22 protein-coding genes, 1 tRNA gene and 1 pseudogene are annotated in these 25,982 nt (G+C 64.2%); 11 read left to right on the top strand and 13 right to left on the bottom strand.

What is annotated here, in order from left to right; all coding sequences use genetic code 11:
• Positions 1-91: 91 nt before the first annotated feature.
• A pseudogene (locus tag PWM43_RS03315) lies at positions 92-1,105 on the top strand (hypothetical protein); the annotation flags it as partial.
• Between the two features lie 24 nt (positions 1,106-1,129).
• Here PWM43_RS03315 and PWM43_RS03320 read toward each other — a convergent pair.
• From PWM43_RS03320 to PWM43_RS03340, 5 genes are all read right to left on the bottom strand, one after another.
• On the bottom strand, positions 1,130-1,870 hold the full coding sequence (locus tag PWM43_RS03320; RefSeq protein WP_289841168.1) for a TlyA family RNA methyltransferase: 741 nt from the start codon (positions 1,868-1,870) through the stop codon (positions 1,130-1,132).
• Positions 1,870-3,864: a 1-deoxy-D-xylulose-5-phosphate synthase gene (dxs, locus tag PWM43_RS03325; protein WP_289841169.1), complete on the bottom strand. Its 1,995-nt coding sequence runs from the start codon at positions 3,862-3,864 to the stop codon at positions 1,870-1,872. Before dxs ends, PWM43_RS03320 begins: the two co-directional genes overlap by 1 nt.
• 4 nt (positions 3,865-3,868) lie before the next feature.
• Positions 3,869-4,792, bottom strand: a complete 924-nt coding sequence (locus tag PWM43_RS03330; protein ID WP_289841170.1) for a polyprenyl synthetase family protein — start codon at positions 4,790-4,792, stop codon at positions 3,869-3,871.
• Positions 4,789-5,052 (bottom strand): exodeoxyribonuclease VII small subunit, encoded by a 264-nt coding sequence (locus PWM43_RS03335; RefSeq protein WP_289841171.1) that lies wholly within the window; start codon positions 5,050-5,052, stop codon positions 4,789-4,791. Before PWM43_RS03335 ends, PWM43_RS03330 begins: the two co-directional genes overlap by 4 nt.
• A 166-nt stretch (positions 5,053-5,218) precedes the next feature.
• Positions 5,219-5,458, bottom strand: coding sequence for a sulfurtransferase TusA family protein (locus PWM43_RS03340; RefSeq protein WP_289841172.1), 240 nt, complete (start codon positions 5,456-5,458; stop codon positions 5,219-5,221).
• 215 nt (positions 5,459-5,673) lie between these two features.
• Between PWM43_RS03340 and PWM43_RS03345 the strand changes: the two genes are divergently transcribed.
• Positions 5,674-6,609 (top strand): ROK family protein, encoded by a 936-nt coding sequence (locus tag PWM43_RS03345; RefSeq protein ID WP_289841173.1) that lies wholly within the window; start codon positions 5,674-5,676, stop codon positions 6,607-6,609.
• A gap of 66 nt (positions 6,610-6,675) precedes the next feature.
• On the opposite strand, the gene PWM43_RS03350 is transcribed toward PWM43_RS03345, so the two are convergent.
• Together PWM43_RS03350 and PWM43_RS03355 are read right to left on the bottom strand one after the other, a co-directional pair.
• On the bottom strand, positions 6,676-7,458 hold the full coding sequence (locus PWM43_RS03350; RefSeq protein ID WP_289841174.1) for an RlmE family RNA methyltransferase: 783 nt from the start codon (positions 7,456-7,458) through the stop codon (positions 6,676-6,678).
• A 25-nt stretch (positions 7,459-7,483) separates the two neighbouring features.
• Entirely contained in the window at positions 7,484-8,629 is a 1,146-nt protein-coding gene (locus PWM43_RS03355) for a Ppx/GppA phosphatase family protein (protein ID WP_289841175.1), read from the bottom strand.
• Between the two features lie 199 nt (positions 8,630-8,828).
• On the opposite strand from PWM43_RS03355, the gene PWM43_RS03360 reads away from it, so the two are divergent.
• A tRNA-Gln gene (locus PWM43_RS03360) sits at positions 8,829-8,902 on the top strand.
• A gap of 153 nt (positions 8,903-9,055) precedes the next feature.
• On the opposite strand, the gene PWM43_RS03365 is transcribed toward PWM43_RS03360, so the two are convergent.
• The 3 genes from PWM43_RS03365 to PWM43_RS03375 are packed head-to-tail and all read right to left on the bottom strand — an operon-like array spanning position 9,056 to position 13,702.
• Positions 9,056-9,985 (bottom strand): 2-hydroxyacid dehydrogenase, encoded by a 930-nt coding sequence (locus tag PWM43_RS03365; protein ID WP_289841176.1) that lies wholly within the window; start codon positions 9,983-9,985, stop codon positions 9,056-9,058.
• A gap of 52 nt (positions 9,986-10,037) precedes the next feature.
• Positions 10,038-12,431, bottom strand: a complete 2,394-nt coding sequence (locus PWM43_RS03370) for a TIM-barrel domain-containing protein (protein WP_289841177.1) — start codon at positions 12,429-12,431, stop codon at positions 10,038-10,040.
• A complete protein-coding gene (locus PWM43_RS03375; RefSeq protein WP_289841178.1) occupies positions 12,431-13,702 on the bottom strand; it encodes an MFS transporter in 1,272 nt (423 codons plus the stop codon). The genes PWM43_RS03370 and PWM43_RS03375 overlap by 1 nt, the downstream gene beginning before the upstream one ends.
• Positions 13,703-14,093: 391 nt before the next feature.
• Here PWM43_RS03375 and PWM43_RS03380 point away from each other — a divergent pair, with 391 nt between their 5' ends.
• The 5 genes from PWM43_RS03380 (at position 14,094) to PWM43_RS03400 (ending at position 20,523) form a co-directional block, all read left to right on the top strand.
• Complete coding sequence (locus PWM43_RS03380) at positions 14,094-15,575, top strand: carbohydrate porin (protein ID WP_289841179.1); 1,482 nt, start codon at positions 14,094-14,096, stop codon at positions 15,573-15,575.
• A 66-nt stretch (positions 15,576-15,641) separates the two neighbouring features.
• Positions 15,642-16,826 carry an alpha-hydroxy acid oxidase gene (locus PWM43_RS03385; protein ID WP_289841180.1) on the top strand — a complete coding sequence of 395 codons (1,185 nt, stop codon included), beginning with the start codon at positions 15,642-15,644 and terminating at the stop codon, positions 16,824-16,826.
• Positions 16,827-16,891: 65 nt separating this feature from the next.
• Positions 16,892-18,301, top strand: a complete 1,410-nt coding sequence (gene uxaC / locus PWM43_RS03390) for a glucuronate isomerase (RefSeq protein ID WP_289841181.1) — start codon at positions 16,892-16,894, stop codon at positions 18,299-18,301.
• Positions 18,298-19,749 (top strand): mannitol dehydrogenase family protein, encoded by a 1,452-nt coding sequence (locus PWM43_RS03395; RefSeq protein WP_289841182.1) that lies wholly within the window; start codon positions 18,298-18,300, stop codon positions 19,747-19,749. Before uxaC ends, PWM43_RS03395 begins: the two co-directional genes overlap by 4 nt.
• A gap of 87 nt (positions 19,750-19,836) precedes the next feature.
• Entirely contained in the window at positions 19,837-20,523 is a 687-nt protein-coding gene (locus PWM43_RS03400; protein ID WP_289841183.1) for a GntR family transcriptional regulator, read from the top strand.
• Positions 20,524-20,605: 82 nt separating this feature from the next.
• On the opposite strand, the gene PWM43_RS03405 is transcribed toward PWM43_RS03400, so the two are convergent.
• Positions 20,606-22,246, bottom strand: a complete 1,641-nt coding sequence (locus PWM43_RS03405; protein WP_289841184.1) for a dihydroxyacetone kinase subunit DhaK — start codon at positions 22,244-22,246, stop codon at positions 20,606-20,608.
• Positions 22,247-22,435: 189 nt separating this feature from the next.
• Positions 22,436-22,558, bottom strand: a complete 123-nt coding sequence (locus PWM43_RS03410) for a hypothetical protein (protein ID WP_289841185.1) — start codon at positions 22,556-22,558, stop codon at positions 22,436-22,438.
• Positions 22,559-22,798: 240 nt separating this feature from the next.
• Between PWM43_RS03410 and PWM43_RS03415 the strand changes: the two genes are divergently transcribed.
• Together PWM43_RS03415 and PWM43_RS03420 are read left to right on the top strand one after the other, a co-directional pair.
• Positions 22,799-23,428, top strand: a complete 630-nt coding sequence (locus tag PWM43_RS03415; protein ID WP_289841186.1) for a hypothetical protein — start codon at positions 22,799-22,801, stop codon at positions 23,426-23,428.
• Positions 23,421-23,735 (top strand): winged helix-turn-helix domain-containing protein, encoded by a 315-nt coding sequence (locus PWM43_RS03420; protein ID WP_289841187.1) that lies wholly within the window; start codon positions 23,421-23,423, stop codon positions 23,733-23,735. The genes PWM43_RS03415 and PWM43_RS03420 overlap by 8 nt, the downstream gene beginning before the upstream one ends.
• Positions 23,736-23,856: 121 nt before the next feature.
• Here PWM43_RS03420 and PWM43_RS03425 read toward each other — a convergent pair whose 3' ends face one another.
• Positions 23,857-24,579 (bottom strand): bactofilin family protein, encoded by a 723-nt coding sequence (locus PWM43_RS03425; RefSeq protein WP_289841188.1) that lies wholly within the window; start codon positions 24,577-24,579, stop codon positions 23,857-23,859.
• Positions 24,580-24,879: 300 nt separating this feature from the next.
• Here PWM43_RS03425 and PWM43_RS03430 point away from each other — a divergent pair, with 300 nt between their 5' ends.
• Positions 24,880-25,851 carry an adenosine kinase gene (locus PWM43_RS03430; protein ID WP_289841189.1) on the top strand — a complete coding sequence of 324 codons (972 nt, stop codon included), beginning with the start codon at positions 24,880-24,882 and terminating at the stop codon, positions 25,849-25,851.
• Positions 25,852-25,982: the final 131 nt, after the last annotated feature.

Genomic DNA, 25,982 nt, shown 5'->3' on the forward strand with positions numbered 1-25,982 from the left:
CGTGGAACCAGCTCACCGACCAGCCATGGCGCATTATGTCTCTCGGATTGCGCGACTGGGCTCATGGGTCATAGCAAAAACAAATTGGTATTACGCCGCGTTCGATGACAACCGCGATCACTGGCATTTTCTGGCCGGGCAGGCGTGGAGCATGCTGACGCCGGGTCGCACGGGCATCGTGCCCCGCCAGGAAAGCCTGCCGGAGACGATCGAAGCCTCGATGCTGGCCGGACAGACCTGGGCCAGACAATGGCAGGTGCGGGCGGTCAAGGACTTCCTGAACCACCGCCTCTGGGCGGGTCTGTCTGTGGAAAATCCCCAGACGCTTTACGATACCACGGGCTTCATGAGCAGCGGCGGCAGAGTGACCCTGCCGAATGGCGGTATTGCGACGGTGGGAGAGAACGGCACGGGGCTTACGAATAATGCGCTTTTTTCCAACGAGATCGCGCCGGACGTCATCGCCAAGCTCGCCTACGATCCGCGTTGGGGTCATTACGAAGTCGAGGGGATCGTGCATTTCCCCCATGATCGCGTGACGGTCGATCATGTCGGTCACAACAACACCGCCATTGGCGGCGGCGGCGGCGGCTCCTTGATCCTGCCCGTTCTGCCACATTATCTGGAGGTCCGGCTGGCGGGTCTGGCGGGCTGGGGCGTCAATCGCTACGGCTCCGTCCTGCTGCCGGACGCCACGCTCAATGCCAAGGGCGCTCCCGCGCCGCTGTTTGGTGTCCAGGCCACGGCCGGTATTATCGCCCACCCCACGCCGCGGATCGATGTGTACGGTTATTTCGGCACCCAGCGCGTGGGAAAATCGTCGTTCAACATGAATGGCGGCTCGTACGGTTATGGAAATCCTCTCTATTCCAACGCCGGTTGCATGCAGGAACTTTCAAGCCTGACCTGCACGGCCAATACACGCGGTGTTTCCGAGGTCAGCGTCGGTGCGTGGTGGCGTTTCTTCAAAGGAAAATTCGGCACCGTCGAAGGCGGCGCCCAGTTGGCCTATTCGCATCGCGATACGTGGAGCGGGCAGGGCGAAGACCCGCACACGGATATGAGCCAGATCTTCTTCGACTTCCGCTACCTGCCGTTCCAGTAGCGGCGGGGAAACCAGAAGCGGGTTTCAGTCTCCGAGCCGGGCCGCGATCAGGAACTCGCGGTTGCCCTCGGGGCCGGTGATCGGGCTGGGCTCGATCCCCAGGACCTCCCAGCCGGGCAGGGCGCTCCACCAGTCCCGGATGTCGTCGCATACGCGCTGATGGACAGCGGGGTCGCGCACAACGCCCTTGGAGCCGATTTCCGAGCGTCCGGCCTGAAATTGCGGCTTGATCAGGGCTACCGCCCAGGCGCCGGGTTTACACATGGAGAGAGCCGCGGGCAGTACGGTTTTCAGGCCGATGAAGCTGGCATCGCAAACAACCGCATCGACGCTCTCCGGAACATGCGTGGTATCGAGCGCGCGCGCATTCGTTTTTTCGAGCACGACCACCCGCTCGTTCGAGCGCAGTTTCCACGCGAGCTGACCATGACCGACATCGATGGCGTAGACTTTCGCCGCTCCGTTCGTCAGCAGAACGTCGGTGAAGCCGCCGGTGGATGCGCCGACGTCGATACAGACGCGCCCCGCCGCATCCAGAGCGAAATGCTTGATGGCATGATCGAGTTTCAGGCCGCCCCGCGATACCCAGGGATGGTCCTGGCCCTTGAGGACAAGCGGAGCATCTTCGGCAAGAGTGTCACCGGCCTTGGCGACGCGTTTGTCGCCACTATAGGCGAGGCCGGCCAGAATCAGCGCCTGCGCGCGGGCGCGCGTCTCGACGAGACCGCGCTCGACGAGAAGCTGGTCAGCCCGCTTTTTGGCCATCAGGCCGTCTGCTGCGCCGACATCTCGACACCCAGAGCCGACGCCGCCTTTTCAACGATATGAGCGGCGTTGAGACCGGCCTGATCGTACTGCACGTTCGGCAGGTTGTGATCGATATAGGAGTCCGGCAGGGTCATCGGGCGGAACTTCACCTGATCGATCAGGCCGCTATCCGCAAGATGCTGCATGACTTGCGCGGCGAAACCGCCAACGGCGCCTTCTTCGATCGTGATGAAGACCTCGTGCTGTCGTGCAAGCTGATCGACCAGTTCCCGGTCGATCGGTTTGGCGAAACGCGCATCCGCGACGGTGACGGCGTAGCCCTGCGCGGCCAGCAGATCAGCGGCTTTCAGCGATTCGCCCAGGCGGGTGCCGAGCGAAAGGATCGCTATGCCGCTCTTGAGCGTCGGATTGGTGTTGCTCTGGCGCACGATGCGTCCCTTGCCGATCGGCAGGATCTCGCCCTTCTCGGGAAGATCCAGACCGACGCCCGACCCACGCGGGTAACGGAAAGCGATCGGGCCATCGTCATAGGCGCAGGCCGTCGCCGTCATATGCGTCAGTTCGACTTCGTCCGACGGCGCCATGATGACCATGTTCGGCAGGCAGCCGAGATAGCTCAGATCGAACGACCCGGCATGCGTCGCACCATCGGCGCCGACCAGACCGGCACGGTCGATGGCGAAGCGCACCGGCAGGTTCTGCAGCGCCACGTCATGCATGACCTGATCGTAAGCGCGTTGCAGAAACGTCGAATAGATGGCGCAGAAAGGCCGCATGCCCTCGGTGGCCATGCCCGCCGCGAAGGTTACGGCGTGCTGCTCGGCAATGCCGACATCGAAGAAGCGGTCCGGATGGGCCTTGGCGAACTTCTCCAGCCCTGTGCCGGACGGCATGGCGGCCGTGACGGCCACGATGCGATCATCGGCGTCCGCATTGCGCAGCAGTTCGCGCGCAAACACCGACGTGAAGCTCGGCGGTCCCGCGGGCGCCTTGTTCTGTTCGCCCGTGACGACGTTGAAACGCGAAACGGCATGGTATTTGTCGCCCGCGCTTTCGGCGGGCTTGTAGCCTCGGCCTTTCTCCGTGATGACGTGCAGCAGGATCGGGCCCTGATCGTCGGCATCGCGAAGGTTGCGCAGGATCGGCACGAGCTGGCTCATGTCGTGGCCGTCGACCGGGCCGACGTAATAGAAGCCGAGTTCCTCGAACAGCGTGCCGCCCGTGATCATGCCGCGCGTCAGTTCCTCGGCGCGCTTGGCGGTGCGCTCGATGCGCGGCGGCAGACGCTTGACCACCTTGCCCGCGAGGTCGCGCAGGCTGAGGAATTTCTGCGACGACATCAGACGCGTGAGGTAGTTCGACATCGCGCCGACCGGCGGCGCGATCGACATTTCGTTGTCGTTGAGAATGACGATGAGGCGCTCGGCGCTCTCGCCCAGCGCGCCCGCGTTGTTCATGGCCTCATAGGCCATGCCCGCCGAGATCGATCCGTCGCCGATCACGGCGATGACGTTGCGCTCCCTGTAGCCCGGATCTTTTTCGGCGCGCAGGTGATGGGCCACGGCCATGCCGAGGCCCGCGGAAATCGACGTCGAGGAATGGGCCGCGCCGAACGGATCGTATTCGCTTTCCGAACGACGCGTGAAGCCAGACAGGCCGCCCGGCTGACGCAGGGTGCGGATACGGTCCCGTCGACCCGTCAGGATCTTGTGGGGATAGGCCTGATGGCCGACATCCCAGATAATCCGGTCATCCGGCGTATTGAACACCGCGTGCATGGCGACCGTCAGCTCGACGACGCCCAGCGACGCGCCGAGATGGCCGCCCGTTGTGGAAACCGCGTCGACCGTTTCGGCCCGAAGTTCCTCGGCGAGCTGCTTGAGCTGGTCTGTCGAAAGATTGCGCAGATCGTCCGGCGAGCGTACGCGATCGAGGATCGGAAAGCGGCCCAGCGTCGGAATGGGAGTGTCGTTCGGGGTGTTTTTGCTCATCGTCTCAGTTCCTGCGCTCGACAACATACTGCGCCAGCGCCCTTAAGGATGCGGCGCGGGCCCCGAAGGGCGCCAGAGCGTCGATCGCACGTTCGGACAGTTTGCGCGCCTCTTCGCGGGCGCTGTCAATCCCAAGCAGGGATACGTAGGTTGATTTGCCGGAGGCCTCGTCTTTGCCGGCCGTCTTGCCGAGTTCCTCGGCGCTGGCGGTCGCATCCAGCACGTCATCGGCGACCTGGAAGGCCGTGCCGAGATCACGGCCGTAGTCGACGATCGCGTCGCGTTCCGCGCTGTTCGCATGGCCGAGAATCGCACCCGCCTCGGCGGAATAGCGGATCAGGGCGCCCGTCTTGAGCGCATGGAGGCGACGCACCTGGTTCAGCGGGAGGGCCCTGCCTTCGCCACGGATGTCGATGACCTGACCGCCGACCATGCCAGCCGCGCCCGAAGCTTGGGCCAGAGCCGCGACGAGCCGGATCCGGATGGAGGGATCGGCGTCGGTCGCCTCGTCGGCGAGGATTTCAAAGGCGCTGGTCTGGAGAGCGTCGCCTGCAAGAATGGCCATCGCTTCGTCGAACTGGCGGTGCGTGGAGGGGCGTCCGCGACGCAGATCATCGTCATCCATGGCCGGGAGATCGTCATGAACGAGACTGTAGGCGTGCAGCATCTCCACCGACGCCGCCACGCGCAGCGCGCTTTCGCGCCGGGCGCCGAACAGAGCGCCGATTTCGGTGACGAGATAGCCGCGCATCCGCTTGCCGCCGCCCAGCGTCGCGTAGCGCATGGCTTCGATCAGCACGGATTCGTCGCCCGGAACGGGCGGGAGCAGCGCGTCGATCGTCGTTTCGATGGCCTGCGCGGCCGCACCAAGAGAGCCGGCCAGTTCGGCGGGGGTGGCGATTTCGTGATCCGTCGGCGTATCGCTCATTCGGGAGCTCCCGTAGTGGTCTCTTTCAATTCAGGCAGTTCGACCGAGCCGATGCTGCCGTCATCGCGGGCGACAATGGCGCGCACGCGCATCTCGGCCTGGCCGAGCTTGTCTTCGCAGTAGCGCCGCAGGGCCGCGCCACGCTCGTAGGAGGCGATCGCGTCCTCAAGCTTCAACTGCCCGCTCTCCAGTCCACGCACGATCTTTTCGAGTTCGGCCAGGGCGTCCTCGAAGGAAAGGTTCGAGAGATCGTCGCTCATATCAGCGCGCTGTCATCATCATGTCGTTACGGTCCCCGTCATGCGGTCCAGTACTGCCATCGGCAAAGTTGTGCGGAGGGATAGCCCCAGTCGGCGCTTTCTCCAAGCCCGGCTGGCAGCAGAGAGGCATAATTCGGCATAATCATGGCCACGTGCGGACTTCGGGTCACGCCTTGCGTCGGATGACGAAGGCGAGAGTCTGGCCTTCCTCGCTGAACGCGACAAGCGCATGACCGGTCTCGCGGCAATAGGATTGAAAATCCGAGACGCTCGCACGGTCCGTCGCCAGCACCCGCAGTTTCTGTCCCGGAGCAAGATCGCGCAGGATACGATTGGCTTTCAGAACCGGAAGAGGGCAAGACAACCCGCGTACATCCAGAAGCATTTCGGTTGGATTCATGTTCATGATCCGAGTATGCGTCGCAACGTTGTGACGGCCAAGAGGCGCGCAGGCGCGTCATCTGCCTGTTCCGTGCCCTGTCTCTGGTTACGTCGCGCGCGTTAAGGTGAAGGAAAGAACTGTTTTCCGTCGGGCGCGTCTGTCGCATCATGCCGTGGTCGAAAGGCTGGTGCTGACGGACTGACGTGCAACAGCGCTCTAAATCTTGAATAGGGTAACGTATGGCTGACTACCGTTTGGGCATCGATTTCGGTGGAACGAAAATCGAAATTGCCGTTCTCGACCGTGACGGACAGCTCGTGATTCGCGAGCGGGTGCCGAATCCTCGCATCTACGAGCAGTCCATCGGCACCGTGAGGGATCTGGTGGCCAGCGTGGAAGCCCGTCTGGGTGCCGTTCCGCATCATCATGCCCAGGCCGGGCAGAAAACCACCACGCTCGGGATCGGCATTCCCGGGTCGATTTCTCCGGATACCGGCCTGATCAAGAACGCCAACTCCACATGGCTTAACAGCAAGCCGTTCGGCGTGGATCTTGATGCGGCCTTGCAGCGTGTGGTCCGCGTGGAAAACGATGCCAATTGTTTCGCGCTTTCCGAGGCGGCGGACGGTGCTGGCGCGGGTGCGCGCACGGTCTTCGGCGTTATCATCGGCACGGGAATGGGGGCGGGCATCGTTTGCGACGGCGCGCTGGTCCCGGGACGGCACCATATCGCGGGCGAGTGGGGTCATGTGCCCCTGCCGTGGGTGAAGGTCGAAGAATTTCCGATGCCGAAATGCTTCTGCGGCAATGAGGGGTGTCTGGAACGCTTTCTGTGCGGCCCCGCTCTGGGCGAAGACTGGCGCGGCAAGGGTTCGCACAGCACCGCGGGTATCGAGGAAGCAGCGCGTGGCGGAGATGTCGCGGCCCAGGCCGCGCTCGACCGTTACGTCGAACGCTTCGCACGGGCCTGTGCGCTCGCCATCAATATGCTCGATCCGGACGTGATCGTCCTGGGCGGCGGTGTTTCCAATATCGACACGATTTACGAACGCGTGCCGCCTCTTCTGGATCGCCACGTCGTGACGCCGCATTGCACGACGCCGATTGTGCGCAATCGTCACGGGGACAGTTCGGGCGTGCGTGGCGCCGCGTGGCTCTGGGACGTCGATGCCTGAGGGGACGTCGATGCCTGAGCCGACGGGCCTACGGAAGACATATTTGGAGAGGCTGGGGAGGGCCCCTCAGCCTCCCGGTTTTGCCAGTCGAAAGCCGGTGGCGACCACGTAAAGCTCGCTCGATTCCTTGCGTGAGGCCGGAGGCTTGACGTGTCGAACGCTCGTGAATGCTTTTTTCATGGAATCGAGCATCTGCTGTTCCGAGCCGCCCTGGAACACTTTCGCCACGAACCCGCCCCCCTCGGCGAGAACCTGCAACGCGAAATCCAGCGCGCCCTCGGCCAGCCCCATGATCCGCAGGTGATCCGTCGGAGCATGCCCTGTCGTGTTCGGCGCCATATCCGACAGGACGAGATCGGCCGGGCCGCCCAGAAGCAGCTTCAGCCGATCGGGCATTTCGGGATCCGTGAAATCGCCCTCGACCAGCTCGGCGCCCGCGACGGGTTCGACCGGCAGAAGATCGACGCCAGCCACATGCGTCGCACCGCGCTTCACCGCGACCTGCGACCATCCACCCGGTGCGGCGCCAAGGTCGATGATGCGCATGCCGGGCTTGATCAGATGGAACCGGTCGTCGATCTCGATCAGCTTGAAGGCCGCGCGGGAACGCCACCCAGCCTTGCGCGCCGCTGCGACATAGGGATCGTTGAGCTGGCGGTTCAGCCAGCGTTGCTGCGCGGTGGTCCGTCCCCGGGCCGTGCGCAACATGACGGTTTTCTGCCGGGTGTTGGCGACGGCAGCCGCATCCTCGACGGTATTTTCGGCGCCGGGTTTGGCGGCGCTTTTCAGGGCGCGACCGGGGATCCGGCGTTCGCCGTCGCCACTGCCGGGTTTTTTGCTCTTGCTCATGGGCGTTCGATTACAGGAGCGCGCATCAATGCGCTACGATTCGTGCCGAAGGATAGCCATCGCGTGATGGGCGGGGGCGCGACCGGCGCATGGCATCGCCGTCCCGGGCCATGCGGGCCAGAAGTCCGTCCCGCAGACCACGGTCCGCGACGATGATGTTATCGACGGGCCATAGACGATGGATGGCTTCGAAAATCGCACAGCCGGGAAGAACATAAGTGCTTCGATCGATCCCGATGCAGGGATGGGGAGGCTCTTCGGCGGCTTCCAGATCCCGAAGGATATCGATCGCTTCAAGCGCCGCCGTGTCGGTCAGCGTCACGCCGTCAACGGCCTGACGGTTGTAGCGCGGCAGCCCGAGGGCCACGCCCGCCAGCGTCGTGATCGTGCCGCTCGTGCCGAGCATCGCAACATTGCGTCGCTGAATTTCGCGCCGGATCTGATGGACGTCCTCGAAGCCGGAAAGCTGGGCGATCACATGGCGCACCATGCTCTCATAATAATGCTCATGCTCGGCGGCATCCGCTCCGGGCGCGGGCGGGCGAAAACTTTCCGCTATGGTAATGACACCGCATGGAATGCTGACCGTGCCGGACAGATCCTGCGCCCGTCGGGTCGGGTCCAGGCGCAGCCAGGCGATTTCCGTGGAGCCGCCCCCAATATCGAAAAGGAGTCCGCGGCTGCGGCGGTGGTTGTTGGCGTGGAGCAACACTCCGCAGCTTTCCATCGCCAGTTCGGCTTCCTCGCGCGGCGATATCAGATCGAGGATAATGCCGGTTTCGCGATGCACGCGGCTGAGAAATTCTTTTCCGTTGACGGCCCTTCTGCACGCTTCGGTCGCCACACCCCGGATGGCCTGGACGGGCCAGTGACGAATGCGTGCGGCACAGACATGCAGGGCGTTGATCGCCCGGACCATCGCTTCCTCGCTGAGGGCGCCGGAACTCTGAAGGCCTTCTCCCAGGCGCACGGAGCGGTTGAAGCTGTCAACGACGCGAACACCCACGGAGCCACGTTCGCCAATCATCAGACGACAGTTGTTCGTGCCCAGATCCAGTGCGGCAAAATATGCGGAGCCGTCGCCCAAGCCGCGGTTTTTTCGCGGCTGGGCGGCGTTGTGCGCGGGCGATTCCCGCGTCTTGTCCGGCATATTGTCGTAACTGTTCTTCATCTCTGTTGGCGGGGCTCCCGAATGTCCGCCAGGGACACCCTGATCCAATGTGGCGAGAGCGCAGGTCAATCGCAAGAGATTTATGACAAAACGGAAAATCCGGGGTGGCGGCTTTTTTGGGGGATGCCTCTTGCATGCCCACGGGGGCGATGATAACACGCTGCCACCGCGACGGAGCATGTCTCCGCCCAATCCCGGTTGGGGGATAGTTTAGCGGTAGAACTACCGGCTCTGACCCGGTCAGCCCTGGTTCGAATCCAGGTCCCCCAGCCAATAGCGCGCAACGCTTTAATTTCCTGCTTTCTGGCACGCCTCCTTATGGCCGCATCAGGGATCGGATGGGCACCGGAATCAGTCATCTCTTCATGTGCCGGGCAGTCTGTTGGTGGCGGCCCGACCTCCGAAAAATGTCGCCGTTTCGGGGTGTTACGTCCCCGCGAGACCGTCCAGCGCGGTGAGGACATGCGCCGCCATCGCCGCGCGGACCTCTTTCGTCGCCGAGCCGCGATGGGCCTGTAGAACGACGTTCTCCAACCCGAGCAGCGCCTCGGGCACCTGGGGTTCATGGGCGAAAACATCCAGCCCCGCGCCGGCCAGACGCCCGTTCTCCAGTGCGTCCACCAGTTCCGGCTCGTCCACCACGCTCCCACGCGCGACATTGACCAGATAGCCCTGCGGCCCGATCGCGTCGATCACCGTCCGGTTCACCAGCCCGTTCGTGGCCGCCCCGCCGGGCAGGGCGAGCACCAGCACGTCGCACCAGCGCGCGAGGGTCACGATATCGCTGTGATAGGTGTACGAACTATCCGGCTTCTCGCGACGGGTATGATAGGCGATCTGCATTCCGAAGGCCGCGCCGCGTCGCGCGATGGCCTCGCCGATCGCCCCCAGCCCCACGATGCCGAGCTTCCTGCCCGTGATGGTGTCGCCCAGCGGCGGGGCGCCCTTCAGCCATTTCCCGGCGCGCACGAAGCGGTCATTGGCCGAAATCCCGCGCATCACATCCAACATCAATCCCATGGCGAGATCGGCCACATCAGCATCCAGCAGCCCGCGCGTGGTGCTGACGGCGATGCCGCGCCGCTCGGCCTCCCTGAGATCGATCCGGTCCGTTCCCACGCCGTTGACGGCGATCAGCCGCAGGCCGGGAAGGGCCGCCATGATGGCGGGGTCGAGCCCCGTGCCGCCGCCCGTGACGACCGCGCGGATTCCTTCGGCGACGGGGTGCAGCGCCTCGATCGAGGTGAAGCGGTGCGTGACGTGGCGTCCCTCCAGTTCCGCCTGCGCCGCGGCGGGAAGCGATTCAATGACCAGAACTTCAGGACCGAGAATGTCAGGCGCGCCGTCGTGAGGCATGGGATGTGTCTTTCGTCAGATCGTGAAAAGCAGGGATGCGAGGCCGGAACCGTCAGGTGGCTGATTCGAGACGTAGGGTCAGCCAGCCATCGGCCGAAACGGTCGCCGTGGGTACGTCGTTGACGGTGACGGATCGGGTTTCGCCCGGCGGGATCGCCACCTGCGGCAGTTCCGCCCCGCCATCAATCATTTCGATCCCGATCCGCAGGGTGTTCCCATCCGCCGTGACCGTGCCCTGGCAGGCAGGCCCGTCCTCGACGGGGCGCGCACGTTCGTCATAATGCACCCAGGGGACGGTACCGTTCCCGACGGGCGGGCAGATCATGAGGCGCGTGGTTTCGGGTGTGACGCCGAAGCCCGTCTTCCCCGCCGCCAGCGCCACCACGGCACCGCTGCGCACCAGCATCACGGGCGGGTCCGCAAGGGTGCATTTCACGCGCGCGCGACCGGCAGCATAGGCCTGCCCGGTGAAAAGATGCGTCCAGGTCCCATCTCCGGGGAGATTGACCTCAACTTCCTCCTGCCCCGGTTCGGCAATGATGGCCACCAGAACATCCGGTCCGAGCATGTAGGTATCCTGCTCCTGCCATGCTTCGGGCTGGCGGGGGAACATCGTCCAGACCGGACGCAGCATCGGTTCGTAATGTTGATGCGAGGCGACGGCGAGGTCGAACAGGAACGGTTCGAGACGCTGGCGCAGGGCCATCAGGCGGGTGATCTCGGGCAGGACCTCGGGATGCATCCAGGGTTCGCTGACGGCGCCCGCCGCGTTCCAGCTATGGATGCTGAAGCGCGGCAACGTGATTCCCGCCTGCACCCAGCGCACGAGAAGCTCCGGCCCCGGCGACGGTCCATAAAAGCCGCCGATGTCGTGACCCGTGTTGGAGACGCCCGAAAGCGCCAGGCTCAGGCCCATCCTGGCGTTGTAGCGGATGGTTTTCCAGGCGGTGTAATTGTCCCCGCTCCAGGTCTGTGCGTAGCGCTGCATCCCGGCCATGCCGGAGCGTGTGACGACATAGGGTCGCTTGTCCGGCCAGCGGGCCATCTGGGCGGCGCGCGAGGCCCGCATCATCAGCAGCGGCTGGAGGGAAAGAGCATAGGCCGCAGGCCCCGGCTGGCCGAAATAATCGAACCGCGCGCGCGGATCCCACAGGCCGTATTCGTTGTTGTCGTTCCACGTCGAAAGAATGCCGTAATCGAGCAGGTTCGCCGTCAGCCCCTCCCGCCACCAGACCGCGGCCTTCGGGTTCGTGAAATCGATGAAGCTGCCCACCTCGTCCCAGAACTGGGCCTCGACGGGGTTGCCCTGCGCGTCATTGACGAAGCACCCCCCCGCGGCGACTTCGTCGTAGCGCGGATGCGAGCGCAGGAGGGCCGGCTTGATGTTGGGCACCAGTTCGATGCCCGCATCGCGGTAGGCGGTGATGAACGCGGCGGGATCGGGGAACTTGTCACGGTTCCAGTTGAACACGTAGCGCTTGTCGCCGATCGAGGTGTAGCCCGAGGAGAGATGAAACGAGCTGCATCCGATGTCGTAACGTCGCAGCTTCTCGACGAAGGTCATCATCTGGTCGTAGGCGTCCGGCGCATCGGTATAGGTCATCGTCGAGCCGGAATAGCCAAGCGACCAGGCGGGCATCAGCGCGGGCCGTCCCGTGAGCCAGGTGAAACGCTTGACGACCGCGAGCGCATCCGGCCCCGCGATCACGTACAGGTCGATGTCGCGCGCATCCTCGCTGACGAAATAGCGGTAATTGCCGTGATAATTGTCGATCTCGCAGCCGAGATCGACGCTCGCATCCGCCATCGTGTCGTAGAACATGCCAAAGCAGTGCCGCGCCTGATCGGCCGCGAGAATGAAGGGGATCGACTTGTAGAGCGCATCCGTGTGCTCGGCGTCGTACCCCATCGGGTCCATCATGCGCAGGCGGTGGCGCCGCCCCGCGAGATCCAGCGCGCCGGCGCGTTCGCCCAGGCCGTAATAGCTCTCGCCATCGGCCCGCGCGATATAATGATAGGCCCGGGCGTCCCACCAGCCGAAATTATAGGCCTGCGAGGCGCGGTCGGAGAACATTTCCACCCAGTCCTCGCCGATCTTCTGCGCCCAGCAGCATCGCAGCCCGCGCAGAGTCACCGTCAGGCGCAGCCGCGCCGTCTGGATGATGATCGTGTCCTCCGTGCGATCGAGCGCGAAAGCGGGGAGGGAAAATCCGTTGGTTGCGTGCCGGTCGCGGCCCGGCTCGGCCACGTCCTCGACGCCGGGTGCGATCGCCCAGCTCGGCGGCAGCGCGGTCGCGCCGCTCGGCATCACGAGCAGGCGCACGACATCGTCCTCAAGCACGAAGACCTTCGCAAGCGCGCCCGTATCGGAGGTCAGCGCGACCCATCCCGTGCCCTGACCGGACAGCGAGAAGACGGGCGGGGCGGAAAGGGTGGCGTTACGCATCAGCTATCCTTTGCGGAGGAGGCAATTCCGTAGTGTCGGACCATGAGAAACAGGTACACGGCACCGATGAGGTCAAAAAGCGACAGGCAGACAAAGAGCGGGCCATACCCGACCGTTTCGGCCAGTTGTCCGATGGCTAGCGAGAAGATGAGACCGCCCAGCCACCCGGCCTGTCCGACCAGGCCATTGGCCAGGCCGACCTGCTCGTCGGGGAAGAGATCGGCGGTCAGGGTGTTGATGAGCACCGAGATGATCTGATGGGCGAAGCCGCCGATCGAGAACAGGGCGATCACGGCGACGTGGCCATGGGCGAACATCACTGAACCCGGAGCGATCATGCAGATGGCCCCGAGGAAAATGCCCAGCACGCGCGACGAAACGAGACTGAGCCCGAACGCACGCATGAAGAACGGCGAGAGATAGCCGCCGAGAATCCCCCCGAGATCGGCGGCGAGGAACGGCAGCCACGCGAACAGCGCGATGGATTTGATATCGAAGCCGCGCTCGGTAGACAGATAGAGCGGGATCCAGAAACTGAACGTCTGCCAGGCCGGTTCCGCCAGAAAGCGCGGCACCGCGAGCGTCCAGAAGCGAGGCGAGCGCAGGATGACGCCAGGCCGCATCCGCGACGCCGGAGCCTCGGTCTGGCGCAGGTTGCGGTCGGCCGCGATCATGTCGCGCTCGGCCGTCGTGATCGCGGGGTGCTGCGAGGGGCTGCGATAGAGCCAGACCCAGGCCGCCGCCCAGATCAGACCGAGCCCGCCGGTGACGATGAAGGCCGCCCGCCATGAAAGATAGAGCGAGACAAACCCGACGAGCGGCGGGGCGAGCAGGGCGCCGAAGGAGGTTCCGGCGTTGAAATACCCCGTCGCGATCGAGCGTTCCCGGCGTGGGAACCACGACGCGATCGCCTTCATGCCAGCAGGGATGGCGGCCGCCTCCGTCGCGCCCAGCATGGCGCGGAACACCGCCAGCGCCATCCAGCTTGCCGCCACGGCATGCAGCATGTTGGAGACCGACCAGCCGACGGCGAACAATGCGAATCCTAACCGCAGCCCGATGTAGTCCACCAGCCCGCCGCAGACCGGCTGCATCAACGTATAGGCGCCCTGGAACGCACCGACGATGTAGCTGTATTGCTGCGTCGTGATGTGAAGCGTCGTCTTCAGCGTGGGTGCGAGCACGCCGAGGGAGTTCCGGGCGAGATAGTTGAGAATCGTCCCACAACTGATCAACGCGACGATGTACCATCGCAAACCACGCACCGTCATGCTTACCCATATCCTTCTGGCCGAAACCCGGGAGAGGGTCCTGTGCTTCCCAGGCCCGGAGTGGTGCGCCTTGCGATGGCTTCGCGAGGATGGAAGTCAATTTGGTATATTAATGTCAGGCAGCGATCCAGAGGAGGGCTTGGCGCGCTATGACAATAAATATCCCAGATAATAGTGACTTTATAAGAATCCTCACGCTCGCTCAGCGCCTGTTGGGCAGGAGATAGCATTCTTATGTGATATATCCATTCACATATATGTTATTTATCACCCAAAAGTCATCTTCTGTCTCGCAAACGATTTTTCTCTCGCTATGAATGCCTCTTCGGGCGAACGAAGCCGATATTCCGGCGAATCCAGCAGAGAAATTTCGCCCACTGGGATAACCGATATGACTTTCTCACTGAGCCTCAGAGTAAAACTGAAATACGATAAGGCGGAGTTTTCGGCTTTCAGGTATATTAAAATACCCTATTTCGCGAAGCGTTGGTCGGCCGCTGGTATCGCGCTGTCCCTGACGACCGCCTTCCCCGGCACGGTGCATGCGCAATCGACGCTGACCAGCAATATGCCGCCCACGATTACGAGGCCGGTTCTTTCCGCGACCTCCAGCCTCGTGAATCCGATGCAGATCGGCAGCGATGACGGCGCGACCACGGGCTGCCATTATTTCGACCGCTACCGCACGCGGGGCTCGGAAGTGCCAGCCATCACCACCTGTGACGACATCGCGCCGGAGTGGGGCGGCCTGCGCCAGATTCTGGTCGATCATGGCGTGCTGATCACGGGCGTGCTGGCTGGAAGCCTGACCTACGACATGCTGGGCCATGACGCGCATACGCCGCACTATGTCGGCCAGAACCTCACCTACAATTCCGCGCCGGGCTTCACGCTGACCTTTGACCTCAACCGCACGCACCTGCCTTTCTGGAAGGACGCGCAGTTCACGATGACCGGCTATCTGTGGCGCAACAACTATCCTGGCCGCGGCCCGAACGCCTTCGGCATGTCCCAGTTCTCGATCGTTCAGCCGTTTTTCACGCCGCGTATCGCCATCCAGTATGGCTATACGGAGTTCTCCAACCAGTTCTACGGCACGAATTACGGTACCAGCACGGCCGCCTCCGCACTTGGCCCGAGCAGCGTCATCCCCGTCGAGGTCGGCATGTCGAACTTCTTTGCCACGCCGAGCTTCGATGTGCGCTTCTTCTCCAAATCCATGCGCTTCTACGATCACTTCGGCGTGGCCCGGAGCGTAAGTCCGCTCGGCGCGCGTGGGGACGTGCAGGCTGGCATGGGACTGGAATGGCACGTGCCCAACACGGGTGCGCTGTTCATCGACGAGGTGGGCTATCGCATCCGCCCCTCCGTCGATCACCATATGATGTGGCTGCGTGGCGGCGCGATCTACAACAACACCAGCTACTTCAACTACAGCCAGAATAAATATACGCGCGGCAATCAGGCCTTTTACGCGGCGGCCGACTACCAGATCATGCAGTTCGACCGCAAAATTCCCTCACGCGGCATGTTCATGAACTTCAAGGCCGATGCGGCTCCCCCGGATCGCAACGTGTTCGCGCGCGATATCAGCGGCACGATCTACTTCGTCGGCCCGTTTGCGCGCCGCGCCAAGGATTCGGCTTCCCTCGGCTTCACGTTCAACAAGCTCAGCAACTTCGCCTATGCCTACCGCATCGCCCGTGGTGCCACGGCCGCGCACAGTTCCAATACGACGACCGCTTCCTACGCGTTGCATGTCATGCGCGGGCTCTATTTCACCAACTCGCTGAGCTACGTGCATAATCCCGCGCCAACTCCCAAGCTGCATGACGCGTTTCTCATCACATCCGGTCTGACCCTGTCGCTCTGAAGGCGCCGCAAGCACCTTCCTCGGGCCCGATTTCGTCCATTCACGCGAACACATTCAAGGACCACCATGACCAAGAGACGCCTGCGAAGCGCCGGGAGCATCCTCAACCTCGAAGACTTCGCCGCCCTGGCAAGGCGGCGTCTTCCCAGAGCGTTCGCGGCCTATGTATCCGGAGGGGCGGGCGACGGTCTCTCCCTTGCCGCCGCCCGCGAGGCGTTTGCGCGCTGGTGCTTCGTGCCGCGTGTCCTGCGCGGCACGCACGACCGTTCGTCCCGTGCGCGCATCCTGGGACGCGATTATGCCATGCCCATCGGGATTTCCGCCCTCGGCGCCAGCGCGGTGCTGGCCTATGACGGCGATATCGCCATGGCGCGCGCCGCCTTCGAGGCTGGCGTGCCCTATCAGTTGAGCGCCAATTCCATCACCCCGCTGGAAGAGGTGATCGCCGTCAACCCGCATGCCTGGTTCGCGGCCTATTTCCCGGCCGACCGCTCGACGATCGACGGCGTGCTCGCCCGCTTGGCGCGGGCCGGATTCGGAACCCTCGTGATCACAGCGGATGTGCCGGTGGCCGCCTTCCGCGAGCCCGAGACCCGCGCGGGCTACGCGATGCCCTTCCGCTTCGCCCCCCGCATCCTGATGGATATCGTCCTTTCGCCCCGCTGGTTCGTCGGCACCGCCCTGCGGACCTTTTTCAGGAGAGGGGTGCCGCATATCGCCAATATCGCCGCCACACGCGGCCCCCATGTCTTCACGCGCGACATCGGCCAGATCGGCGGCGCGGACCGGTTCACCTGGGAAGATATCCGCCATATCCGCGCGCAGTGGAAAGGCAGGCTCGTGCTCAAGGGCATCCTCTCGCCCGAAGATGCCCGACAGGCCGCCCAGGACGGGGTCGATGCCGTGATCGTCTCCAGCCATGGCGGCCGACTGTCGGACTGCATGATCGCGCCGCTTGACGCCCTGCCCGAAATTCGCGCCGCCTGCCCGGATCTGACGATCCTGCTCGATGGCGGCGTGCGGCGTGCGGGCGACGCGCTCAAGGCGATCGCCCTGGGGGCGGACGGTGTGTTCATCGGCCGCCCGTTCTTCTTCGCCGCGGCAGCAGGCGGGGAGGCGGGAATCGGACATGCCCTGCGTCTGCTCGCCCGGGAGATGGACCGGGAGCTCGCCTTCCTCGGCCTGCTGACACCGCTGGAAGCGCGCGACAATCGTCTCCGACGACGCGAAACCCCGGGGACGGCGCCCTAGCCGCCGAAAACTCCGAACCCGCCTCCCAACTCCCGATGAATCCCGATGAATATGGAATTCGCGCCATGCCCACCCTGACACTGCACCCCGACCGGCTCTTTCCGCCCGATGAAGCGACACGCAGCATCGCAAGGCGGCTCCATGACAGGATCGCCAGTCTGCCGATCATCAGTCCCCACGGGCATACGGACCCGGCCTGGTTCGCCGGGAACGAGGCTTTCGAAAACCCCGCCGAACTTCTGATCATCCCCGATCACTATGTGTTCCGCATGCTGATGAGCGCGGGCGTGCCGCTGGAATCGCTGGGCATCCCGCCCGCAGGCGGACGCTCCACCGCCGATCCGCGCGCGGTCTGGCAAATTTTCGCCGCGCATTATCATCTCTTCCGCGGTACTCCGAGCCGGTTGTGGCTCGACTGGGTCTTTTATCACGTCTTCGGCCTGCGCAGCCGCCTGGATGCCGCAACGGCCGACCACTATTACGACGTGATCGACAGCCGGCTGAAAACGCCGGAGTTCCGCCCGCGCGCCCTTTTCGAGCAATTCAACATCGAGGTGCTGACGACGACGGAAGGACCTCTCGATACGCTCGAACACCACGCCAGCATCCGCCGGAGCGGCTGGGGCGGTCGCATCCTTACCGCCTACCGCCCCGACAACGTCACCAACCCGGAAAGCCCCGGTTTCCAGGAGGCCATCCGCGCCTTCGGCGCCGTGACCGGCCAGGACGTCACCACGTTCGCGGGTTACATGCGCGCCCACCGCGCCCGCCGCGCCTTCTTCCGCACGATGGGCGCGACCTCGACCGACCATGGTCACCCCGATCCGTTCACGACCTCGCTGCCCGCCGAGGCGGTCGAAGCGCTCTACAGGCGCGTCACCACCGGCACCGTCACGCCGGAGGATGCCCGCCTCTTCCGTGGCCACATGCTGACGGAAATGGCCGGGCTTTCGGCCGAAGACGGCATGGTCATGCAGCTTCACACGGGTGTCTTCCGCAATCATAACCCCTCGCTCTTCGCCCGTTTCGGGGCGGACAAGGGGGCGGATATCCCGGTCGCGGTCGATTTCGTCCATGCGCTCAAGCCGCTGCTCGACCAGTGGGGCAACGACCCGCGCCTGACACTGATCCTCTTCACGCTCGACGAGACCACCTTCAGCCGCGAACTGGCCCCTCTCGCGGGTCATTATCCCGCTCTGCGCCTCGGTCCGCCCTGGTGGTTCCTCGACAGTCCCGACGGCATGTCGCGCTTTCGCGCCGCCGCCACGGAAACAGCGGGTTTCTACAACACCGTCGGCTTCAATGACGACACGCGGGCCTTCCTCTCCATTCCCGCCCGCCATGACGTCGCCCGCCGGGCGGATGCCGCCTATCTCGCCCGCCTCGTCGCCGAACATCGGATCGACGAGGATGAGGCTGAAGAGATCGCTCACGACCTGACCTACGGGCTGGTCAAGAAGGCCTACCAGCTATGACACGTCTCTCCGCCGCCACGCTCGGCACGCTGCCCGCCACCTTCGAAACCCCGCGATACGACCGCGCCCAGGTGAAGACCGGCGTCGTGCATCTCGGGCTGGGGGCGTTTCACCGCGCCCATCAGGCCACCTTCTTCGACGACGCGCTGGCGGCGGGCGATCCGCGCTGGGGCATCCTTGGCGTCTCCAACCGTTCGGCGGAGCCGGGCCGGAACCTCGCCGCGCAGGACGGGCTCTATACCGTCGTCGCGCGCGACGGGGATGCCATCGCCCCGCGCGTCATCGGCGCCAGTCGCGGCGTCATGGTGCTCGCCGATGGGGCCGCGCCGGTTATCGCTGCGATCGCCGCCCCCGAGACGCATATCGTCACCCTCACCATCACCGAGAAGGGCTATCGTCTGCGCCCCGGTGGCGGCAGCCTCGATCCCGACGATCCCGGCATCCGCCACGACATCGCCAGTCCCCAGACCCCCGAGACCATCCCCGGTCTGCTCGTAGCCGCGCTGGCCCGTCGCAAGGCGACGGTCGCAACCGGCCTCAACGTCATCTCCTGCGACAACCTGCCCGCCAACGGCGCCCGCCTGCGCGAAGCCGTCCTGACGATGGCACGGGAAGTCGATTCCGCCCTTCATGACTGGATCGCCGCACAGATCGCCTTTCCCTCGACGATGGTGGACCGCATCGTCCCCGCCACGACGCAGGATGACATCGCGACGTTCGCCGATCAGACGGGGGTGACGGATACCGCGATGGTCAAGACCGAATCCTTCCGTCAGTGGGTGATCGAATCCGTTCTGACCGCCGACGTGCCGGATTTCGCGCGCTTTGGCGTCACCCTCACGCGGGACGTGACGGCCTGGGAACTGACCAAGCTGCGGATGCTGAATGCCGCCCATTCCACCATGGCCTTCTGCGGGCTGCTCGCGGGCTTCACCTTCGTGCATGAGGTGATCGCAACCGGGCCGGGCCGCCGGATCGTCGAGGACTTGTGGGACGAAAATCAAACCACCCTCCGCGCCACCGAAGGGCTGGATGTGGCGGCCTACCGCGCGGCCACGCTCGCCCGTTTCGCCAACACGGCGCTGCATCACAAGCTGATCCAGATCGCTGCCGACGGCTCGCAGAAAGTGCCGCCGCGCATCATCGCCCCGCTGGGCGAGCGGCTCGCGGGCGGCATGGCCTCGCCCGTTCTGCTGCGCGCGCTGGCGGCCTGGCTCGTCTGCCTGACCGACGGTCCCGGGGCCGCCCGGCCGATCATCCTGCAGGACCCGCGCGCCGAGGCGCTGCGCGGCCTGATGCATGGCGAGACCCGCCAGCAGGTCGGCGCGCTGGTCAGCCGGAGCGGCCTGTTCGAGGCTCCCGTTTTCGGCGGAGATGCGTTTCAGTCCGCCCTTGCGTCAGAGATCGACCGCCTGCGCCGCGACCCTGCCGCCGCCCTGAGCCTGTGACGGAGCCTCTCCGCGCGTCTTCCTGACGTCTTCGCTCTTGCCCGCCAGCCTAAAACGAAGACAATGGGCGGGTGGAGGAGGGCTGGCATGGACGTCGTCGCGGAAGAACCGGTTTCGGAGATCAGCCGCAGGGAAGGAAGCGCCGAGCTTCTGTCCGAGCGCGTCTATGCGCGTCTCAAGCGCGAGATCGTATTCGGCCGCCTGCCGCCCAACGCCAAGATCGTCGAGCGCGAGATCTGCGAGCAGTTCGCCGTCAGCCGCACGCCTCTGCGCGAGGCCCTGCTGCGGCTGGCCGCTGATGGCCTGGTCATCGTCAAGCCGCAATCGGGAACGCTCGTGGCACCGATCACGCTGAGCCGCGTCATGGCCGCGCAGTTCATTCGCGAAAGGCTGGAATGCGGCCTCGTCCGCCGCGTGACCGACTGCTGGAATCGCGCGGGCCATGCCACGCTGCTCGAAAACATCGCCGCCCAGAAGGTGGCCGCCGAGTGCAATGATTTCGAGGGTTTCCATGACCTTGACGAGGCTTTTCACGGTCACATGTCGATCATCGCCGGTCTGCCCGATGTCTGGACGACGATCGCCGCCTCCAAGCCCCATCTCGACCGTATCCGCATCGAGAGCCTGGACCGGCGCAAACACATCCACGACCTGATCCTCGATCACTCCGACATCGTCGCCGCCCTGGCCGACCGCGACGTCTCCAGGGCCAAGCGCCGCCTGCGCGCCCATCTGAGGCAGGTCCTGCGTTCGCTCGAATACCTTAATCAGTAGGGCGGACGCGCCGACGGCGCCAGGCGGTGAATGCGCCACCTCCGGTGGGGTGACGTCACATCCGGCCAACCGTCAAGACGTCTTACGCTTCGGGTTTCATGGCTTCGAACAGGCGGGCGATCGCTTCCGCGCCGGGATCGGGGACATTCTCCAGATGATCGGCTGACACATAGGACGCACGTCCCGCGCCAGCCTTCCGCATGCCGGCCGTCCTGTCAGCACCGTCACGGGCCGCGCGCACGACCGTGTCCCATGCCTCGTCGTCATCGAGCGCTCTGACGGCTGGAATCAGGGCATCGAGCATGGTCCGGTCGCCTTCGCGCGCGCCAGCGTATGCCTGCATCGCCTCTACCCCTTCGAGCAGCGCCGCCTGCCAGCGATCCTGCTCGCTTCGGCTGGCCGCCGCGAAGAAAATGGACAACAAAACACCGCTCGATCCGCCCGCGTGACGGGAGAGAAGGCGTCCCACGGTCTGCATCAGGGCTTTCGGGTCGGAAAGGGGCAGGCGATCGATCGAATCCCGGATCACCCTGGCGGTTTCCGCGAATGTCGAGCCGGCATCGCCATCGCCGATCCTTGCATCCAGGGCGTTCAGCGCTTCCTCGTTTTCGAGCAGCGTCGCGGCCCCCCGTTCCACAACCTTTCTGAGACGTGCATTCGCCGACGGCGTCTCCGAGAAGATTTCGGGCATGGAGGGCGTCGCGATGAGCGCTGGCGCCCGCCATGCCGCGATCCCGGTCCAGGCTTTCGGATCGACAGGCGCGCGCAGCGCTTCCTCGACATGCGAATCGAGAGGAATGAGCGACAGCGAAAAACCGTACATGTCGAGCGCGGTCAGAAAGTGCGATGGACCGGCGATGAACTCGATGCGTGAGGACAGGGTGGTTTTCGAAAAGGCTTCCACCAGCACGGCCATCTCAAGGATCGAGGTCGAACCGAGATTGTTGAACAGCAGGGCATAACGGGCGTCGTCTTTCGGTAACGTGGCCTCCAGCGCGGAAGCCGCGAGTTCGACCAGTCCATCCGCCGGAGCCATCGCGATACGTTTCGCGCCAGGTTCGCCATGGATGCCCAGGCCAAGTTCGGCCTCATGATCGTCGAGGCGGGTCTCGAAACGGTCATCGTAGGTATAGCAATCGCTCAGCGAGAGACCGATCGACCGGATTTTGGCGGCGGTCTGTCTGGCGAAGGCGGCCACTTTTTCCAGAGATTGCCCTTCTTCCGCGAAGTGGCCCGCGATCTTGTGCACCAGAACCGTGCCCGCGACGCCGCGAGCCTCGCGGTGGTCGGGGAGGGAGATATCGTCGGCGACGACGACCATCTCGACCTTCAGCCCCATATCCCGCGCCTGTTCGGCTGCGAGGCCGAAGTTCAGGCGGTCGCCCGTGTAGTTCTTGACGATGAGGAGACAGCCGGCGTCGCCGGTCACGGCGATGATGCCCGCAAGGATGGCATCGATCCCCGGAGACGCGAAAAGCGATCCGCAGATCGCTCCCGTCAGCATACCCTTGCCGATAAATCCCGCATGCGCCGGCTCATGGCCGGAGCCGCCGCCCGAAAGAATGGCGACGCGACCTGAGTTCCTGTCCCAGTCGCGTCGGAGGAGGACGCGGATGTCCGGGTAGCCGTCAAGGCGGCACAGTCCAGCGCCAGCCGGAGAACGCAGGAATCCGTCGAGCGCTTCGGTGACGAGCGTTTCGCGGCTGTTGAGAAACCGTTTCATACTATGCCGTTCTCCTCCCGACTGCATCAGGGATGCGATAGCGCTCCTTCAGCGGGGAAAATGCAAGAGCGGGGCGGTCCATCGGGACGCCCGACAGACGGAACCCGTAGGGGCGCCGCGTCCTGCCTGCCGGAGTCAGGGTTTGAGGTCCGAAATAAAGCGATGTGGAAGTCCCCTTGGGGATACGAACTATCTATCCTCGCGCTTGTCCTGTTTATCCGGCGCTTCATCCTGCTGGGGGCTCTTGTCGGGATAGGGATCGAAAGGCTTGTCCTCATCCGGTGAGGCGGGATTGCGGGGCTTGTCACTCATGAGAGACTCCATGGAAGGGTTTGTATGATTCAACGCCACAGCGCCGGATGGTTCGCCGGAAGATCCAAAAACTGAGGAGACGGGACACGGACTTTCGATGAAGGGCCCTGACGGCCAGTGCCGTTCGCCTTTTTTTCGAGCCCACACACCGAGCCCGTGCGAAACCTAATTTCATTCAAACAAAATACTTTTCTTTTAAGAGTACTTTTCATATGCTGATTTTGTGTTTGGGAGATCACGATGGCTTACGATTCGATTCAGGACGATCTGGCGTTCATGCGTTCTATGGCCGAGGCTGGCCAGCGCGTACCATTATCCGCGGGGCCATATCTCGTGTTTGGCGGTATCGTTTTCGGCGGGACGAGCCTGCTGTGCTACGCGCTGTTTGCGGCCGGTATGGGTGGAAACACGCTCCTGTGGATGTGGATCGCGTCCCTGATTGTGTTTGGAGCGGGTTTCCCGCTGGTTCATCGCGCGGCGAAAACGCAGCCGCAGTCGCGCGCCAACGACACGCTCGGCATGGTCTGGACGGCCATCGGCTGGGTGATTTTCGCCTGTTTTCTGGCCGCGCTCGCATCGCAATATTTTTATGGAGCGGCTGACGCCTGGGCGCTTTTCCCGTCGCTCGTTCTCGCGCTCTATGGGGCCGGATGGGTTGTGACGGCGCGTGTGTCGCGCATCATGTGGCTGAATTCGGTCGCCGTCGGAGGTTTTGCCATGGCGGTCCTGATCGTTCCATTTGAACGTCACGCTTTTCTCTTCGTGATCTACGGACTGGCGATCCTGTTGCTTTCCGCGCTTCCAGGTTGGCAGTTGATGCGCGAAGCGCGGCGCGACGGCTCGCGAGGTCACGGAGCGCATTGTGGCTGATTTCGTGCTGGACGACATCGACGACGTCATTCATGGCAAGGTCCGCCTGGGCATCATGGCGTTTCTCTCCACGAGCGGCATCACGGACTTCACCACGTTGCGCGGTCATCTGGGGGTGACGGACGGGAATCTCTCGACCCATCTCCGGAAACTCGAAGGTGCCGGTTACGTCGAACCTTCAAAGTCGTTCCAGGAGCGGCGACCGGTCACGCATATTGCGTTGACGGAAACAGGTCGCGCGGCGTTTCTCGGATATCTGGAGACGATGGGGAAGCTGATTGGTTTTCAGCAGACGGACCAGCGGTAGGGTCTGCAACAGGGCCTGCAACAGGGATCGTCGTCAGAACAAGGGCGTGCGGCTCCGATGACAGAAACACTGTCTCCGGCCGCACACCCCCAGGCTGCGGCGCCCTCAGGCTACTGCGTCCTCAGGCCGTTGCGGCTTCGGCCGGGCTCGGGGTCGCTTCGGACTCGCTTGTCGCGGTCGAGGCGGGAATGGGCGCGCCATCAGTGATCATTTCGAGATGGCCCGTGATCTGGCCGCCATCTTCGACCTGGAGGCGGCGGCATTTCGCCTTGCCGATCAGACGGCCGCTCGCGCGGATCGTTAGATTGCCCCGCACGGTCAATGTGCCGTCGATCGTGCCGGCCAGCTCCGCGTCTTCGACTTCAATGCCACCGCGAAAGACACCGCCCGCGCTGACCGAAAGCTCGGTGGCGTGGATCATGCTCGCTTCAACCGTACCCTCGACCACCAGACGCTCGGCGTCCTGAACGGTACCCTGGACGCTGATGCCCCGACCCACGACAAGCGTGCGGCGTTCGCTGGTTTCGCGACGTGTCGTGGCGTTGGGTGTCGCGGCGGTCGGGGCCGCGGCGGCCGGGCGAAGGGGATTGTTCGACGGCGGCGGCGGAAAGGGAGAGCGGCCCATGGGGGAGTCCTTCGGTATGGAGTTGGATGGTGCGGGAGGTGTGTCGGCCAGAGGTTTGGTGGCCAGAGGTTTGTTGGCAAGAGGTGAGTCGGTTGCCGGACGTTCGGGGAAAATGGACGCGGAACCCTTGGGCAGGCTGGCTGGCGTCCCCCCGCTCGGCTCCTGAGCGCTGGAAACCGGCTTGGCCGGGATCGGTTCTGGTTTGCGTCGTTTGAACAAGATAACCCCGCTGCGCGTTCGATGGTGGCGGATCGGGTGCCTGATTCGAACAGTCCTGCGGCTGCGAAAGCGAAACGATCAGGTTAGTCCCTGACACCCGGCTTACACGCTACGACGCGAGAGCGGCAAGCCGCTCTCGGCGGCTCGCGCAAGGTTTCCCGGGAGGCATATCAAGGCCATGCACCCTCGGACGTTGGCGCTTGCCTTTGGGTTGCCTATGATCATGTTGATTTCGTGGCGGAGCACCCGGTTCCGCCAATTTTTATGTACCGCGCCCCGCGGTTTTTTTGGGATGACCCGATGACTTCTCTCGACCTCGTCTGCATTGGCAACGCTATCGTGGACGTTCTCGCCGAAGCTTCTCACGATGCACTGGCGGCGATCGGCACGTCCCCCGGCAGCATGGTTCTGATCGACGTCGGCCAGATGCAGCGGATCGAGGGCGGGATCACGCCCGCCAGAATCATGGGCGGCGGCTCGGCCGCCAACACGGCCGTCGTGGCCCGCCTGATGGGCGCGAATGTCGGCTACATGGGCAAGGTCGCCGATGACGAGGCCGGCCGTCAGTACGCGGCGGACCTGCGCGCCGAGGGGCTGGTCTATCCGTCCCGGCCCGTCGCGGGGGCGCCTGTCCCCACCGCGCGATGCATCATTCTCGTAACCCCTGACGGTCAGCGCACGATGCACACCTATCTCGGGATCTGCACGGAGTTCGGACCGGAAGATGTCGACGCCGAAACCGTTCGCGCGGCGGCCGTCACCTATCTGGAGGGCTATCTGTTCGACAAGCCTCAGGCCAAGGCGGCGTTCGTCCATGCCGCCGAGCTGGCGCACGCCGCAGGCCGCAAGGTGGCCCTGACGCTGTCCGATGCGTTCTGCGTCGACCGTCACCGCGCATCGTTCCGACAACTGGTCGCCGGTCACATCGACCTTCTCTTTGCAAACGAAGCGGAGATCTGCGCTCTGTACGAGACGGCGGAGATCGACGAGGCCCTGGCGGCGGCGGCGCGCGATGTCGGCATCGCGGCGGTGACCCGCAGCGAGAAGGGGGCTGTCGTAATGATCGATGGCGTGCGTCATGACGTACCGACCGGACCGGTTCAGGTGGTCGACACGACCGGCGCCGGCGATGCGTTCGCGGCGGGATTTCTGGCGGCCATGACTAGGGGGCTCGGATTGACCGAATGCGCCGCCCTGGGCAATCGGGCCGCCGGGCGCGTGATCGGCCAGATCGGCGCGCGGCCGGGCAAGGATTTCGACCTCAGGGCCTGATCAGCGGGACTTCTGGCCATCCTTTGATTGCAACAGCCCGGGAAACCGGGCAGAAGACGCCCAACCCGACATAACCCGGCCCCGTGTCGCCTGCGTGCGATCTCCGGGGCACGACCCGGCTCAGCCCGATC

This window comes from Brytella acorum (assembly GCF_029309905.1).
GTDB classification, from domain to species: domain Bacteria; phylum Pseudomonadota; class Alphaproteobacteria; order Acetobacterales; family Acetobacteraceae; genus Brytella; species Brytella acorum.